Below are 16,212 nucleotides of genomic sequence, written 5' to 3' on the forward strand. Positions count from 1 at the left end.
TCAGTTGTCCCCCTGGTGGCGCAGCGAGGTCGCGGGGTCGGCGCCGCGCAGCGCGAGGGACGCGACGATCACCAGCGGCAGCGCGGCGACACCGGCCAGCAACGCCGCGATCTGCCCGGCGGGCAGCTGTACCAGCACCGAGGGCACCGGTGCGGCGGCCTGCCCGGTCAGCACGATGAGCGGGACGACGGCCCGGTTCAGTACGGCCCCGAGCACCGCCCCGACGAGCAGCGCGATCGTGATCAGCACGCCCTGTTCGGCGGCGATCATGCGGGTCAGCCGCCGGCGCGGCGTCCCCAGCGCCCGCAGGACGGCGAATTCCGCGGTCCGTTCGCGCTGCGCGCCGACCGCGCTCACCGCGAAGCCGACAGCGGCCAGGGCCGCGGCGACGACCGCCACCGCGGGCAGCACGGCCTGCGGCCCGGCGCCCAGCGGGTCGTTGACCAGCTCCTGCGCGATCTCGTCGCGCACCAGGACCTGCGCCGGGTCGGTGTCGGGCCGGGCCCGCAGCGCCGCGGCGACCTTCCCGGTCTGGCCGGAGGTGGTGCTCAGCCACCATTCGGTGGGCGTGAGTGCCGCGTTCGGGCGGTGGGCGAAGACCTGTCCGACGGCCCTGAGGTCGAGCAGCAGGGCTCCGCCGTCCCGGGCGCGGTCCGTGCCCCCCTCGGTGCCGGTACCCGCGGCGTCGGCGGTGGCACCGACACCCGTGGTCGGCAGCCGGCGCACCGACTTCACGATCTTCACCCGGACCGACTCACCGGCCAGAGTGACATCGACGCTCTGCCCCGCCTTCGCCCCGGCGGCCTTCAGATACGCGTCCGTGGCGACGGCGTTCAGCGCCGGGGCCGCGGCGCGGGCCGCGGCGGCCCGCACCAGGAAGGCCGGCGTCCAGTCGCTCGCGTCCGCGTCGTCGGCGGAGCCCGTCGCATAGTCGAAGGCCAGCGGGGTCTGCGCGGAGGAAGTCGTGTGGGACGGCCGGTCCGGCTGCGTCCCGCCGCCCCCGGCCGTGCTCGGCGCGGCGTTCCAGTCGAACCCGTCGGGCACCGGGACCGGCTGCTCGGCGCCGCCGGCCGTCACGGTCCTGAGGGCGCTGACGGCGACCCGGTGGGACTCGCTCCGGCCGGCGGGCCGGTTGCCGCTCAGCTCGAACCCGGTCACGGCCAGGTCGCCCGTGGGCGCCACCGCGAACGAGAACGGATGCGCCTTCCCGTCGACGGGTACGGCCCCGGCCGACACCCGGTACGGAAGGCCGTAGCGGTCCTCCAGCAGCACGGTGACGAGCGGGGCGGTGCCGGACGGCGAGCGGTGCCCCGACGCCCCGGCCGCTTCGATCCGCACGTCGAACCGGAGCTGCGAGCTGTCCTTCGGCAGCACCAGCCCGGCCCGTGCGGTTCCCTGCGGGGCGAGGCCGTCGAAGAGCCGTTCAGGCGACCCGTCGGCGAGGTCGTCGCGCATCAGCATCCGCTCTCCGGCGTGCGCGGTGTCCAGGGCGACGACCTCGGCCGTGCGGTCGCCGGAGAGCTCCGAGGTCGTACGGACCGCGGGCGCCGCGTCCCGTACGCCCGGCAGCCGCGCGTACGCGCCCGCCTTCGCCGGATCGCCGTCGAAGTTCTCCCGTACACGCAGCGACGCACCGGCCCTGAAGTCGGCCTGGTCGCGCTGCGAACGGTCCCAGGACGCGCGCTGCCCGACCGCCAGCATCCCCAGGGCCACCGACAGGATCAGCAGCAGCACCGGCCCCGCGTTGCGCAGCGGGCGACGGCTGAACTGCCAGCCGGCCAGCGCCGTGACCAGCCCCCGGCCGCCCGCCGCACGGCGCTCCGCGAGCCTGGCCGCCGGAGGCAGCAGCCGCAGCGTCAGCACGGTGCCCGCGAGCAGCAGCAGGGCCGGGGCCGCGACGAGGAGCGGATCGACACCGAGTCCGCCCTGCCGGTCGCCGCTCAGCGCGCCGCTGCCGGAACCCGTGGTCTGCCGGTCGAGCTGCCAGTACGCCACCGCGGCGATCACCAGCAGGCCGATGTCGGCGCCCGCCCGCAGCGGGGCGGGCAGCGCGACGGTACGGCGGGACCGACGCTCCCCGCCACCGGCCGCCAGCGCGGGCGCGACGACGGCCAGCGCACAGGTCAGCGCGGCCACGCCGGCGACCAGCCACACGGTGGCGGAGGCGGACCCGTCCAGCCGGAGCCCCAGCCGGGACAGTGCGCTGCGGTCCGCGAGCAGCCGGGTCAGCGGCCCCGTCAGCAACGGAGCGAGGAGCGCGGCGGGCAGGGCGAGCAGCAGTGCCTCGATCGCGGCGAACGCGGTGATCCGGCCGCGCGATCCGCCGCGCGCCCGCAGCAGCCGGGTCTCCCCGTCGCGCTCACTGCTCAGCAGCCGTGCCACCAGCAGCAGCGCGTAACCGGCGAGCATCACCAGCTGGACGGCCACGATCAGCAGTGTCGAACGGGAGACCAGCAGCGCCCGGTCCATCTGGTCCAGCACCCGGGGAAGCGAGGTCTCCGCGGTGGCGCCGGTCCCGAACCCGGTGTCGGCCCGCAGCTTCTTCGGCGCGGCCGTGGCGGCGCTGTGCAGCGCGTCCATCCGGCCCGTGGTGACCGTGCGGAAATCAGCGGTCGCCAACCAGGACGTCCGGTCGGCGCCGACCCGTCCCGAACCGGTCACGGCGGGGTCGGTGAGCAGTGGACCGTACGTCGTGAAAGCGATCTTGCGGATGCCGCGTCCGCCGAGCTCGTCCAACTGCCAGTACGGGTCGGCCTGGTCGGACGCCTCGTACACCCCGGTGACCAGGACGCGCAGTGGCTTGTCGTCCAGCCGGTCCGTGAGGGTGAGCCGCGCCCCGGGGCCCAGTTTCAGATCCCGGGCGGCGGCAGCGGGCAGGGCGACCTGGACGGGATCGGTGGCCTTCCCGCTCCCGGCCGCCGGCATACGGCCCGCCGTGAGCCGGACGCGGCTGCGGTCCAGCGAGGCCAAGTGCGTGAGATCGGGGTCGCCGCCCCGGGCATCCGGAGCCCGCAGACTGCGCGGCAGCGCGTACGTCCCCGACGTCTCCAGGGTCCGGACGGTCACCGGAAGCCCGTCGAAGGTGTCGCGGGCGGTCCGCCGGGCGGTCGCGTCGGCCGTGTCCCGCTGCGCGGGCGCGACCTGCGCCGACATGACGAGGGAGGCGGCAGCCGCCGACCGGTGGGTGAGGGAGTGCCGCAGTGCCGCGTCGCCGATGGAGCCGGAGAAGGCCGTGAGCGCCGCCAGCACCGACGTGGTGAGCAGGACGGCGAGCACAGCCGCGGCGAGCAGGAGCCGATAGGCCCTCACCCGAAGAAAGACGAACCCCGTCACACGTGCCCCCCTGGTCCCTCGCCGCACACCCGCCCCCCGGCGTTACCCGGATGCTTTCAAGAGGCGCGGCCGGTGGGAACAGCCCAGGTGGACAACTTGATGGGATCGTGACCGTTATCCGGATACGGGGCAACGCATTCCGCGCCTGGGGCGGGGCGGGGCCCGTGCGCTCAGCGCATTCTGCGCCGGGCGCGGGGCACGTGCCCTCAGCCGTCGGTGTTCACCATCGAGGCGGCGGCATAAGTGAGGTAGTCCCACAGCTGCCGCTCGTGCTCCGGTGCCAGACCGAGTTCGCCGAGGGCCGTCCGCATATGGCTCAGCCAGGCGTCATGGGCGGCCCGGTCCACCCGGAAGGGAACGTGCCGCATCCGCAGCCGGGGATGTCCGCGCTGCTCACTGTAGGTACGGGGGCCACCCCAGTACTGCATCAGGAACAGGGTGAACCGCTCCTCGGCCGGACCCAGGTCCTCCTCCGGATACATCGGCCTGAGCAGCGGGTCCTCGGCGACCCCCTGGTAAAAGCGGTGCACCAGGCGCCGGAAGGTCTCCTCGCCGCCGACCTGCTCGTAGAAGGTCTGCTCCTGAAGCGTGTCGCGCGGAATCTCTGTCACCCGTCCATCGTCGCAGACGCGGCGGCCGAGGACCGGGGTCCTAGGACCGGCCCGGTTCCTGGCCCGGCGGCCCCGGCCGCAGGAAGGTGGAGGTATGCAGGACGCGCACCCGGACCGGTTCGCCGCGACCGCCGCAGAGGAGCGGTGGGCGATGGTGCGCGGGATGGTGGCGGGCGGGGCGCTGAGCGACCCGCACTGGCTGGCCGCCTTCGAGGAGGTGCCGCGGCATCTGTTCGTGCCGTACTACTTCACCGGCCGTGGATCCGACCGCCTGTGGTGCGAGGATCCCGACCCGGTCAGACGGGCCCGGTGGCTGCACGGCGCCTACACGGACGGCGCGCTGGCCACCCGGATCCGGGACGGCGAGCTGATCTCGTCGAGCAGCCGGCCCTCGCTGATGGCCCGGATGCTCGAAGCGCTGGACGTACGGGAAGGACAGCGGGTCCTGGAGATCGGCACGGGCAGCGGATACAACGCGGCGCTGCTCGCGCACCGGCTCGGCGACGGTGCCGTGACCACCGTCGACCTCGACCCGGAGATCACCGAGTCCGCCCGCCGGCATCTGGCGGCGGCCGGTCACCGCCCGGCGGTGATCACCGGGGACGGGACGCGGGGCTGGCCCCCGCGCGGCCCGTACGACCGGATCATCGCGACCTGCGCTCTGTCGTGCGTACCGCAGTCCTGGCTGGACCAGTGCACACCCGGCGCCCGGATACTGGCGCCGTTCGCCACCGGCCTGATCGGGCTGCGGGTACGGGACGGAGCCCAGGGGAGGTACGCCGAGGGCCGGTTCCTGCACACACCCGCGTACTTCGTACCGCTGCGTGGCACACCGCCGCAGCCCGTACGGCGTCCGCGCGCCCGCGGGCTCCCGAGGCGCGTCAGCGAGAACGAACTCTTCGCGTTCATGCTCACGCTGACCGGGGCCACCCTCGACCCCCGTGAGGCCCTCTCCCTCTGGCGGCGCGAACACCGTCCCGAGCGGGAGAGATTCGGCATCACGGTCCTGGCCGGCCGGCAGTGGGCCTGGCTGGACGACCCCGAGGGGCCGTACGCCTGGCCGCTGCCGAGCGGTTAGGGGACGGCCCCCGGCCCGACGCGCCCCCCGGCCCGAGCGCCCCCCGGTCCTACGGGTGGGCGGGACCGGGCGTCCCCGACCGACGCTACGGATAGGCAGGACCGGGTGCCCCGGCCCGACCGGCGGGCCGGGCGGGTCAGCCCCGGCGGATCGTGATCGTCGTCCATGCCCCGACATGCACCCGGTCGCCGTCCTGGAGCGGGACGGGGACGTAGGGCTGGATCGGGTCCTCGGCGCCGTTGAGCGTGGTGCCGTTGGTGGAGTTCTGGTCGACCACGGCCCAGCTGCCGTCCGGCTGCTGCACCAGCACGGCGTGCTGGTGCGAGACACCCGGGTCCTCCGGCGGCACGGACAGATCGATGTCCGGGGACTCGCCGGTGCTGTGCCTGCGGCGACCGATGGCGATCTGGTTGCCGGTCAGCGGAAGCTGCTGCTCCGGGGAGTACGCGGGCAGGTTCAGCCCGGTCGCCTCGGGGCCGCTGCGCTGCATCATCGACAGGAAGTAGTCCCGGTCCGGGGCGATGACCGCGGTCCAGCTCGCGGGCGGCTGGTTCTGGTTCGGGCCCGGGAACGGCGGCTGCTGCTGGGCCGGGGCCGGCGGCTGCGGGGCCTGCGGCTGGGACGGCGGGGACAGCATCCAGTCGTCGTCATGGCCGGACGGCTGTGCCGGCTGCGGGGCCGGCGGTGCGGGCGGGCCGGGCTGCCCGAACGCGGGCGGCGCCGACTGCTGCTCGAACGGCGGCCGGCTCTGCTGCTGGAAGGGCGACGGCGGCGCCGACTGCTGCTGGAAGGACGGCGGAGGCGGTGGCCCCTGCTGAAACGGCTGCGGCGACTGCGGCCCCTGAGGGCCCGGTGACTGCGGCCCCGGAGCCGGGGGCATGGGAGGCCGGTTTCCCTGATCGGGGGAGAGCGGCTCTGCCGAGCGGTTCAGCTGAGAGGGCCGCGAGCCCTGGTACTCGAACGGATCACGCTGCTGCTGAGGGCCCGGCGGCTGCTGCGCCTGGAAGCCCGGCGGCAGATTGAGACCGGGCGGAGGACCGGGAACGCTGTGCGAGGGGGCCAGCGGCGTGTACGACGTCGCGGTGTTCGTGAGGAAGTTCCAGCGGCACTCCTCGCAGAACGGCGCCATGGCCTCGCGCGGTGTGCGGCACTGCGGGCAGAGCTCGGCCTGCTGGGTCGCGTCGGACCCAGGTCCCTGCGGGTAGCCGTAACCGGGGGCGGGCGGCGGCGGGGGCGGCGGAGGGACTGCGCCCGCAGGCGCGCCCGGCCCGGCCATGCGATGGCCGCAGACCTCGCACCAGTCATCGGAACCCGACTGGTGTCCGTTCGGGCAGGTCGGCATGTCGGCGCTTCCCCCTCTCCTCGTCCGGCCCCGGAGGCCGTCGTTCTTCTTGCTCTTCGCCACCCGGCGGATCGCTCGGACCGGTGGCTCGGGTGTGTGGCCGTGTGGTCATCTCTTGACGCGAACGGTCTTGGTCGAGCGTGTTTCGAGTGTCATCGAATCGGCTTCCGCGACCTTCGCCTTCAGTCGCACAGTACCGGTCGCGGCATCGACGACGTCCACCACCTTCGAAAGCAGTTTCGCAGTGTCCTCGTTCCCGGACACCGACGCCAGCTGCACCGCACGGCCCAGTTTCGCGGTCGCGCCGTCGAAGTCTCCCGACTTGCGGGCATCGAGACCCTGTTGGATGACTTGTGCCAGTTCCGCCTGGCCCGTGTAGTGCGCGACCTGGGGGTTGATCGAGGTGGACGACGCCATGTCCTCCGTCCACACCGCCCGCACCAGGCCCTGCGACAGGGTCTGCGGCGTCCCGCCGGCCGGGTCGGGGAGGACCAGGGAGACCCGGGACGCCAGCATCTCCTGCCCGATCCCGGCCTCCGGCACCTGTACGCAGACGTGGTAGTCGCGGGACTCGTCGCCCCAGGAACCCGTGGGGTAGTCGCCGGCGCGCGGACCCGCCTCGGTGCGGCGGCCGGTCAGATCGGCGACCGTCGGTGCGACCTGCTTCACGAACTTGATCTCTGCCCCGACGGGCGTCCAGAGCCGCAGCGCGACGTCCGCGACCTCCTTGCCCATCGCGTCCTCCATCATCCGCGTGAAGTCCGCGGCCAGCCCCGTCGGGTCGGCCACGATGTCGGCCGTGCCGAGCAGCGCGGACGCTATGGCTGTGACCTCTTTCACCTCCCAGTCCGTGCCGACACCCCGGGCATCACAGGTGAAGCGGCCCGCGCAGGATTCCAGCGCGGCCCGCAGATCCTCCGGCGACTCGTGCTCGTTGCGGCCGTCGGTGAGCAGGATGCCGTGCCGGATCTCCACATCGGCGGCGCCGAGCAGCCGGTCGGTCAGCCGCAGCCAGGTGCCGATCGCCGTACCGCCACCTGCTCCGAGCGCCCGGAGAGCCCCCTTCGCCTGGTCCTTGGTCCGGGCGTCGGCGATGGCGAGCCTTCCGTTGCCCGGGTAGACCTCCTTGGCGACGTGTGTGCCCGCGACCACGGCGAACGAGGTGCCGTCGCGGAGGGTGTCGATGGCCGCGGCCGTCGCGTCGCGGGCATTGCGCATCTTCGTCGGCGGGTAATCCATCGAGCCGGAGCAGTCGACCATGATCACCACGGCGGCTCGCGGCGCCTGCCCCGGTACGTGCGCGGGCGAGGCGGTCGCACCGGACAGCGGGATGCCACCGGTGGTGCCGCCCCCGGTCGAGGTGACCGTGACGATGGCGTTGACCTCGCGACCGCCCTCCGGCAGATACTCGTTCTGGTACACCTCGACGGAGAACTGCGGCACGTTCGACTTGGAGAAGTTGGCCATCTGATCGGCTCCTTGGGACTCCAGGTGTCGGATGAAGACAGCTGAGAGGCAGAAGTGCGGGCGAAATCGGCTGAATGCGGTCAGGCGTGGGCGAGCGTGACGAAGGCGCCAGGAGGAGTGGACGGATAGAAACGGAATTAAGCGTTACGGAACGGGACTCATGTGGTGCCGCAGGCCGATCCTGCCCCCTGCGGCGCCACGGCGAACGGCAGCAGAGCCACTGTTACGTTGTCGTGGCCCCCACCGTCGAGCGCATGACCGACCAGCACCTGGGCGCCGTGCAACGGGCGCAGCCGCGCATCGTCCGGCACCGCCGCGGCCATCTCGGCCGCCGACTCCGCGTAGTTCCACAGACCGTCCGTGCACACCACCACGAGACCGGAGCGGTCCGGTTTGAACGACGCGGTGTGCGGCTCCAGTTCGTACGCGTCGGCGCCCAGCCACCCCGTGATCGCGTGGGCGCGCTCGTCCGCGTACGCCTCGGCCTCGCTCATCAGGCCCGCCGCGACCATCTGCGCGGCCCAGGAGTCGTCCTCGGTCAGCCGGGCGGGCGGCTGGGTGCGGTCGTCCGGCACCCAGTAGACGCGACTGTCGCCGACCCAGCCGACGACCAGCAGGCCGCCCGCCAGCACCGCGCCGACAAGGGTGCACGCGGGCGCGTTCTGATGGCGGTGCAGGTCGTGCTCCCTGGCCCGACCGGGCTCGTCCGCCAGGGAGTTGACCGACTCCGCGGCTGCGACGATCGCCTCGTGCAGCGCCTGCTGCGGATGGGTGCCGCGCGGCAGCGACTCCAGAAGCACTTCGTTGGCGGTGCTCGCGGCGGCGGCCGACGCCTCGTCGGGGCGGCTCGCCGACGAGACGCCGTCACAGACGATCGCGACGACGGCCGGTGAACCATCGGGCAGGGCCGTGGTCGACACCGCGAACGCGTCCTCGTTGCGGTGGTGACGCAGGCCCCGGTCGCTGACGGCGGCCACCGAACCGAGCTCCTGCTCCATGTGGTCGCGCTCGCGCGGCTGGGCGTGACCGCAGTTCTCGCAGTAGCCGTCGGTGTCGACACGACCGGCGCGGCAGGCCACGCACAGTTTGGTACCGGCCGGTGGTGTGGAGGGCAGCTCCACGGCGGGGGTACGGGGGTCGGGCGCCGCCGCGGTCGCGTCGCCGGACGGTGTGGACGGCGCGGACGCGGCGGTCCGGCGCGTGACCCCGGGACCGCTCCCGGAAGCGGTCCCCGGCGAGGCGACGCCGGGAGCGGGCAGCTCGAAGTCACCGGATCCGGCCGGCCCGTCGGACCGGGCCCCTTCCGGGCGCCCCGCCGGAGTGCGGGCGGGCGCCGCGTGGTTCTCCGCCGGCACGGCCAGTGCGATCGTCGGGTGGTCCTGCGGCGGTTCGGGTACGGCCGACAGGTCGTACCCGCACGCACCGCAGAACAGGTCCCCCGGCTCCAGCGGTTCCGTGCAGCCGGGGCACCTCGACAAGGCCGACTCCTGGGGCTTCTGCGACATTTTCACACCCACGTCCGGGGGCGGAAACGGTTGGCCCGCTCCACCAGTTCGATCCTCTCGTCGCCGGGCTCCGCAAGCCGGGCGAGTATCCGGTACGAACGCTCCAGCCCGAAACGCAGGCCGCGCTCGTCCACCTCACTGCCGAGCAGTGTTCTCGGCCCGGCAGGCCCCTGCGACCCGGCGGAGGCGTGCGCCCCCGCAGCCGGGGACGGTGCCGTCGGGCCGCCGGAGAGCACCCAGTCGAGTGCCACACCCAGCACCTCGGTCGACAACTGCTCGCGGCGCACCGCGTCCAGCCCGAAACCGGCCAGCCGCGAGACCTGGTCGGCCGCGGCCGTCAGATCGGCGATCAGTGCTTCGTCCGGAGACCGTTCACGCAGCCGGGCCCGCACCGCCGCGACCCGCGCCGCGGTGTAGTGGATCGACGCCTCCGGCACCGACTCCAGTGTCGCGACGGCACCGGTCCGGTCCCCGGCCGCGATCTGCACCCGGGCCAGGCCGAAGGCTGCGCTGACGAAGCTCTGGTCGGTCCGCCACACCAGGCGGTAGTACTCGGCGGCGTTGTCCAACTGGCCCAGGACCTCCGCACAGATGCCCAGTGCCAGCTTGGGCGCGGGTTCGCCGGGGAACGCGTCGTACACCGCGTCGAAGGAGAGCGCCGCGTTCTCGTGGTCGCCGGTCACCAGCGAGGCGACACCGCGGTACCAGACGACCCGCCAGTCGTCCGGATGCGCCGCCTCCAGCGCCGTCAGGGTCTGCCCCGCCGCGCCGAGCTCGTGCGTTTCCAGACGGGCCCGCAGCTCGCGCAGCCGGGTCTCCAGCGATGCCGCGGGGGCGGCGTTCAGTGCGGCGATCAGTTCAGCGGGGGCCGTGGTCATCAGCCCCGCGAGGAAGCCCGCGTTGGGATCGCTCACGTCGACCCGGGGCACGGGCAGCGCGAGCGAGGCGGCCCGCGCGTCCGGACCGGCCGGCCGGAGACCGTGTGCGGCGTACGGCCCCGACGACGGCACGCCGGGACCGGCGGCCGGGACACGGGGGCCCGGAATCGCGACCTGGTTCCGCGCGTACGGGGCCTCGCCGCTCCCGGGGCCCGCACCCTCGACCGCCCGTGCGTGCGTGAGCGGCGCGGTCGGCGGACCGGCACCCGCCGCGGTGTACCCGGGCGCGAGCGGAACGGTCGACGGCAGCGCGCCGGGCGGCACAGCAGCCGGAGCGGCACCGGTCGCCGCCTCGCTGCCCCGCCGACCGGAGCGGCCCGACGGCGCCCCGGCGGCGACCCGCGCGCCCAGCCGCGACACGTCGTCCGTCAGCTCGGCGAACAACTGCGTGTCCGTGACCCGCACTTCCGTACCGAACAGCGTCGACAGCGCCGGGCGCGGACGCCCCGTCTGCAGCGACACCACCTCGCGCAGCACACCGGTCAGCTGCTCCGCCATCTCCGCCGCCGAGGCGAACCGCCGGGCCGGGTCCGGATCGGTGGCCCGCACCAGCAGCCGGTAGAACGACTCGTAGGTCCGGAACACCTCGATGTTGTCCGGGTCCGGCAGCGAGTCGACGAAGACGTTGGTGTAGCCCTGGAAGTCGAAGGTGAGCACCGCGAGCGTCCGCGCGACCGTGTACAGATCCGAGGCGACCGAAGGGCCGACCTCCGCGACCTCCGGCGCCTGGTACCCGACCGTGCCGTAGATGGCCGACTCGTCGTCGTCCATGCGGCGCACCGCGCCCATGTCGATGAGTTTCAGCTGGTCCTCGGTCTGTATCGCGTTGTCGACCTTGAAGTCGCAGTACAGCAGGTTGCGGCTGTGCAGATGGCCGAGCGCCTCCAGCGCCTCGATGCCGTACGCGCACGCCTGCTCGACCGGCAGCGGATCACGTTTCCCGGCCGGGGTACGGCGGTCGTTCGCGATTTCCTTGAGCGACTTGCCGCCGACGTACTCCATCACGATGTAGCCGTCGAGCGAGCCGGTGCGCTGGTCGAGATGCTCGACGAAGTTGTAGATCCGGACGATGTTGGAGTGCTCGATCTCGGCGAGGAAGCGGCGCTCCGAGATGGCCGCCGCCATGGCGTCCTGGTCGCCCGTGTCGAGCAGGCCCTTGAGGACCACCCAGCGGTCGGACACCGCACGGTCGACCGCGAGATAGACCCAGCCGAGCCCGCCGTGCGCCAGACAGCCGGCGACCTCGTACTGGCCGTGCACGATGTCGCCCTCACGGAGCTTGGGCACGAAGGAGTACGGGTGGCCGCACTTCGTGCAGAACCCTTCCGTGCGGCCCGTCCGGCCGCCGCGGGACCGGCCCACGGGAGCCCCGCAGTCCGAACGCGAACAGAACCGCTTCCGCTCCGGCACCTCCGGGTTCTCCATCACCGCGGAGCGCGGGTCGTGACGCGGCACGTCCGGCACCTGCACCAGGCCCGCGCCCAGCCTGCCCCGGCCGGACATGCCCGTGGACGAACCGGAGGAACGCACCGACACCGGACGGGACGTGGTGCCACTGGACAGCGAGCGCGACAGTCGCCCCGAGACGGAGCGGCGCGAGGTCGACGAGCGTGACGAGGCGCGTGAGGACGCCCGGGACGAGGCCCGCGAACTACTGCTGCTGCCCCGACTGCCCGTGCCGTGCGCGCCGCCGCCCGCGATCCCGGTCGGCGGTGAACTCACCATGCCCGTCGGCGAGACGACCGGCGCCAGACCGCAGGTGTCGCAGTACAGCTCACCGTCGCCCACGTCCTCGTAGGCGCCCTCGCACGTGGGGCGCTGGCACTGCGTACTCATGGTCCGTCCCCCTGCTCGTCCCGCCGCCGCAGCGGCCCTTCCGCCTTGCGCCTACCCGAACTCACAGCCGGTCCTCCGGTCCCGAGGTCCGGCGCTGCGACAGCAGTTCGGCCGCCGCCTCCTGATAACGCAACACCGTCTGCGCGGCGACCCGCAGATCGCACGGCGCGCTCCACAGCATCCTGCGCGCCGCGTCGTACCGCTCGATCAGCAGGGGGTCCTCGGCCAGCCCGTGCCGGGCGACCTTCGCCTTGTACGCGTCGAGCCTGCCGCGCAGCTCCGCCCGCACGGCCAGCGGAGCCGTGACCGCGGTCAGCGACTCGCGGGCCCGCAGCAACTCCTCCTCGGCCTCCCGCTCCAGCGTCTCCAGGAGCGGGGAGAGCCGGTGCCACTGGGCGTGCCGGCGGTACTCCGACGCGGTGGCCAGCCGCTCCTGGAGCGCCGTCGCCGGACCGCTGACCGCGGGCACCTCGGAGGCGGCGATCTTCGCCAGTACCTCGCCGCGTGCCGCGCGGGCCTCCGTCAGGGTGCGGTCCGCGCGGGAGAGGACGTCCCGCAGGTGGACCAGACGCTGCTCGGCGTCCTGCCGGACCGCGAGCACCGCCTCGATCTCCCGGCGTACGTCGTCCAGGGCGCGGGCCGCCCGGTCGTAGCGCGTCGTGTCGGGCCGTCCGCCGCCCGGCGCCGAACTCCCGGGGCCCGACAGCCAGAACGCGAGCGGATCGGAGATCACCTGCACCCGCAGCGTGGTCAGTTCCTGGGTGATCGCCTCCAGGTCGTCACCCGCCGGGTGCTCGCCGGGGCGCACACCGACGGAGTGCGCCAGGGAGCGGGTGCGGTGCAGTTCGGCGGCGAGCAGATCTATCCGGGCGGGCAGCGCGGACCACACGGAGTCGGAGGCGACGACCATGTCCAGCGAGCGGGCGTACAGGTCGTTCATCCGGGCGACCAGTTCCTCCAGCGTGAACCGCTCGGAGAGCTTGGCCGGGCCCGTGATCGACGGATCGGGACGCCCGGCGGCGTGCGCCACGGTGACCCCCTGGCCGCGCAGCAGTTCGGTGAGGGCCGCCAGGTCGTCACGGCTGGGGTGGCGACGGCGGGCCCGCACCGAGCGGGCCTCGGCCAGCGCCCCCGCGTAGGCGTCGAAGTATCCCCACAGCAACGTGATCGACTGCTCGGTGGAGGCCCAGCGTTCCTTCGTGACACCGGTCAGGTCGGCGCCCTCCAGGAGCCGGCGGCCCGCGTGGTCCTGCAGGGCGAGGAGCGAGGTCTCGATCGCCTCGTGCTCCGCGCCCAGCCGGGCCAGCGCACGGTCCGCCTCGTCCCGGTCCATGACCGGGCCGGGGGTCCTCCCCGCATAGCCGGGGAAGGGGCCCGCGACGCCCATCGATCACCTCTCGCTCTTCCTGCCGGGACGGACCCGGCGGGATCAGTGCCACTGCCTCGCCGGTCCGGTACGCGCCGTCGCGCGCACCTGGCCGGTCCGGCGCTAGTTGCTCCGGTACTTGGGGGCGGGCGGCGCCGTTATCCCCGGCAGTCCGGCCTCCAGCCACTTCCGGTACGCCACCATCCAGGGACTGTCCGCACCACCCCTGCGGTAGTCCACCAGCACCTGGTTGACCCGGGCCACCAGGTCGTCGGCGCCGCGCTTCGCGGCCACGCCGTAGTACTCGGTGGTGAACGGGGCGCCCTTCAGCTCGACCGCCGGGTCCTGGGCGGCCTGCCCCGCCGCCAGCGCGTTGTCCGTGACCACCGCGTCGACCTCGCCCAGCTGCAACCGCACCAGGCAGTCCAGCTGGTTGGGGACGGTGAGCCGGTCCTCGTCCGTCGTGCCGCCGTCGTGCTCGTCCTTGAAGACCGAGCCGAACGACTGCTTCTCCAGCGCCTCGTACGCGGTGGAGCCCTCGGCGGTGCAGACCCGCTTGCCGGCCAGGGACTTGTCGAAGCCGGTGATCGACGAGTCCTTCGGCGCGAGGACCTGCTGCCCGGCCTGGAAGTAGGCCGTGGAGAAGGAGACCTGGTCCAGCCGGGCGCAGTTGATCGTCATCGTGCGGACGACGACATCGACCTTGTCGTTCTCCAGGGCGGCGATCCGCTGGTTGGTGGGGATGGCCCGGAAGATCACCGCGTCGGGGTCGCCCAGGATGTTCTTGGCGATGGCCCGCACCAGAGTGATGTCGAAGCCTTCCAGCTCACCGCTCGCCGGATTGAGGTACCCCCAGCTGAAGCTGTTCTGGTCGACGCCCGCGATCAGCTTCCCGCGCGCCTTGATCTTCGCGATCGTCGCGCCGTCGGCACTCGACGGCGGCAGGCTCGCCTCAGGGTCCGTGCAGTCGCCGGCCCGCGCCTGCACCGCCCGTGCCGCACCCGGCCCCGTGGCGTCGTCGACGAAGGCTTCGGCGCCGCCGTGGGAGAGCGGCAGCAGGGTGAGTGACGCCGTCACCGCACAGGCCACGGCCATGCCCGTCACTCCGCCCCAGCCGCGCAGCCTGCCGCGGGTGGACCCAGAGCCCGTCCCGGCCCTCACGCCCGTGCGCATCCTGGTCATCGCTCCCCCTCTCACCGGTACTCCGAGAGCCTGCGGTTGACTCCGAGGACCGCGGCGACGGCCCCCAGCGCGGCGAGCACGGCGGCCCCGGTCGACAGCCCCCGCAGCGCCCCGCGCCCGGCCTTGGCGGCCAGGGTGAACTCGTCCTGCTCGTGCGCGAGCGCCTGCTCCAGGGCCTTGTCCACGCGGTTGAAGGACTCACCCGTCGAATCCTTCGCCCCGATGGTCTGCTCCAGCGCCTCTTTGTAGTCGCCGTTGTCGTCGGTCGTGCGGGCGGTCCGGTGGCGGTCCCGCCACTCGGAGACACCCTCGACGGCGTTCGCCACCGGCCCGCTCCCCTGGGAGTCGTCGGCGAGCTTGCCGGCTTTCCCCAGCTCCTCGCCGAGGGCCTTCATGCCCGTGTTGTACTCGGTCTCGTACTGGTCGTTCTTGCCGTCCGGGGTGAGTACCGCGCCGCGGGCGACAAGAGTGAGGTTCTCATTGGCGCGGGCCTTCAGCGAATCGATCCGTGCGTGGTTGAGGACATCGAGGGACTGCTGCCCGTGCACATCCGCGTCCAGCAGTTCGGACCGCGCCACCGTGTGCCCCACCGCCAGCCACAGCAGCACCACGGTGGACGCGGCGGTCGCGACGAGCAGGCCGTGGTTGAAGACCCGGTTGGTCCTGCGGTAGTTGCGCCGCTGCGCCCAGATCAGACCGGCAAGTGCCACGACCCCGAGTCCGAGGGAGAGGAACGGCCAGGCCCTCGCCTCGTCGCTGTCCCGGCCGAGCCGTCCCGTCTCCGCCGCGTACAGCCGCTCCGCGGCCGGCAGCAGGACGTCGGTCATCTTCTGGTTCGCGTAACGGAGATAGGCGCCGCCCAGCGGCAGGCCCTGCCGGTTGTTGGCACGGGCCCGCTCGATCAGGCCGGTGTACCGGGGAAGTTCCTCGTTGAGCGTGGTGATCTCGTGCCCGGAGGCGGTCGACGTGTCCGTGTTGGCCGCGGCCTTCACCAGGAGCCGGGACGCCTCCTTGATGTCCCGGTCGTACCGGTCGTGGACCTCGCGGGGCTCCTGCGCTCCGGCCAGGAAGCCGCTCGCCGCCGAGGTGTCCGCATCGGCCAGCGAGCGGTAGATCTTCGCCGCGTCGGCGCTCAGCGGCTGACTGCGGCTCACCACGTCATGGGCCGCGTCCTCCCGGTCGGCGATCTCGAAGGCCGTCACGGCCCCGAACGCGACGACGAGCAGGGCCAGTACGGCCCCGATGATCTGGAGCCTGCCCGGTTCGGTCGTCGCCGAGGCCCGCAGCCGTCGCGTCGCCGCGGACCAGGCACCGCGCTCCGGCGGAGCGGGTACGGCCACGGGTACGGGCGGCTGCGCCCGTACGTGCTCCGGCGCCGTACGTACATTCGGCGGGTATGTCACCCGACCTCCCCCTCGGTCTACGGACGGTGGCCCGACCCCCGGCCGATCGGGAGACTGGTGCCCGGCCAGAAGTATGGCCGCAGGGACCGGCATCCACACCAGGAACGCCTGATGCCGCATCGGTCCTCGGATGCCCTCACCCGCATTCGAT

At 73.2% G+C, this 16,212-nt stretch carries 10 protein-coding genes; 1 reads left to right on the forward strand and 9 read right to left on the reverse strand.

Annotated features, from left to right (window positions below; genetic code table 11):
* Together ACFVUT_RS10905 and ACFVUT_RS10910 are read right to left on the reverse strand one after the other, a co-directional pair.
* Nucleotides 1–3,333: an FtsX-like permease family protein gene (locus tag ACFVUT_RS10905; protein ID WP_389645270.1), complete on the reverse strand. Its 3,333-nt coding sequence runs from the start codon at nucleotides 3,331–3,333 to the stop codon at nucleotides 1–3.
* A 206-nt stretch (nucleotides 3,334–3,539) separates the two neighbouring features.
* Entirely contained in the window at nucleotides 3,540–3,944 is a 405-nt protein-coding gene (locus tag ACFVUT_RS10910; protein ID WP_389645273.1) for a globin, read from the reverse strand.
* Between the two features lie 94 nt (nucleotides 3,945–4,038).
* On the opposite strand from ACFVUT_RS10910, the gene ACFVUT_RS10915 reads away from it, so the two are divergent.
* Entirely contained in the window at nucleotides 4,039–5,022 is a 984-nt protein-coding gene (locus ACFVUT_RS10915) for a methyltransferase domain-containing protein (RefSeq protein ID WP_389645276.1), read from the forward strand.
* 136 nt (nucleotides 5,023–5,158) lie between these two features.
* Here the strand turns inward: ACFVUT_RS10915 and ACFVUT_RS10920 are convergent, their stop codons facing one another.
* The 7 genes from ACFVUT_RS10920 to ACFVUT_RS10950 form a co-directional block, all read right to left on the reverse strand.
* Complete coding sequence (locus ACFVUT_RS10920; protein ID WP_389645279.1) at nucleotides 5,159–6,364, reverse strand: FHA domain-containing protein; 1,206 nt, start codon at nucleotides 6,362–6,364, stop codon at nucleotides 5,159–5,161.
* 108 nt (nucleotides 6,365–6,472) lie between these two features.
* On the reverse strand, nucleotides 6,473–7,831 hold the full coding sequence (locus ACFVUT_RS10925) for a VWA domain-containing protein (protein ID WP_389645281.1): 1,359 nt from the start codon (nucleotides 7,829–7,831) through the stop codon (nucleotides 6,473–6,475).
* Nucleotides 7,832–7,989: 158 nt separating this feature from the next.
* Entirely contained in the window at nucleotides 7,990–9,342 is a 1,353-nt protein-coding gene (locus ACFVUT_RS10930) for a protein phosphatase 2C domain-containing protein (protein WP_389645284.1), read from the reverse strand.
* Nucleotides 9,339–12,110 carry a tetratricopeptide repeat protein gene (locus ACFVUT_RS10935; protein WP_389645287.1) on the reverse strand — a complete coding sequence of 924 codons (2,772 nt, stop codon included), beginning with the start codon at nucleotides 12,108–12,110 and terminating at the stop codon, nucleotides 9,339–9,341. Before ACFVUT_RS10935 ends, ACFVUT_RS10930 begins: the two co-directional genes overlap by 4 nt.
* Nucleotides 12,111–12,171: 61 nt before the next feature.
* Entirely contained in the window at nucleotides 12,172–13,497 is a 1,326-nt protein-coding gene (locus tag ACFVUT_RS10940; protein WP_389645290.1) for a hypothetical protein, read from the reverse strand.
* A gap of 102 nt (nucleotides 13,498–13,599) precedes the next feature.
* A complete protein-coding gene (locus ACFVUT_RS10945; protein WP_389645293.1) occupies nucleotides 13,600–14,658 on the reverse strand; it encodes a glutamate ABC transporter substrate-binding protein in 1,059 nt (352 codons plus the stop codon).
* Nucleotides 14,659–14,669: 11 nt separating this feature from the next.
* Nucleotides 14,670–16,061 carry a hypothetical protein gene (locus ACFVUT_RS10950; protein ID WP_389645296.1) on the reverse strand — a complete coding sequence of 464 codons (1,392 nt, stop codon included), beginning with the start codon at nucleotides 16,059–16,061 and terminating at the stop codon, nucleotides 14,670–14,672.
* Nucleotides 16,062–16,212 lie beyond the last annotated feature (151 nt).

This window comes from Streptomyces sp. NPDC058051, assembly GCF_042885475.1.
Classification (GTDB): Bacteria; Actinomycetota; Actinomycetes; order Streptomycetales; family Streptomycetaceae; genus Streptomyces.

Excerpts from the sequence above, each read along its gene's own strand:
- ACFVUT_RS10935 (WP_389645287.1), bottom strand. The coding sequence starts at position 12,110 with ATGAGTACGCAGTGCCAGCGCCCCACGTGCGAGGGCGCCTACGAGGAC.
- ACFVUT_RS10925 (WP_389645281.1), bottom strand. The coding sequence starts at position 7,831 with ATGGCCAACTTCTCCAAGTCGAACGTGCCGCAGTTCTCCGTCGAGGTG.
- ACFVUT_RS10940 (WP_389645290.1), bottom strand. The coding sequence starts at position 13,497 with ATGGGCGTCGCGGGCCCCTTCCCCGGCTATGCGGGGAGGACCCCCGGC.
- ACFVUT_RS10915 (WP_389645276.1), top strand. The coding sequence starts at position 4,039 with ATGCAGGACGCGCACCCGGACCGGTTCGCCGCGACCGCCGCAGAGGAG.
- ACFVUT_RS10920 (WP_389645279.1), bottom strand. The coding sequence starts at position 6,364 with ATGCCGACCTGCCCGAACGGACACCAGTCGGGTTCCGATGACTGGTGC.
- ACFVUT_RS10945 (WP_389645293.1), bottom strand. The coding sequence starts at position 14,658 with ATGACCAGGATGCGCACGGGCGTGAGGGCCGGGACGGGCTCTGGGTCC.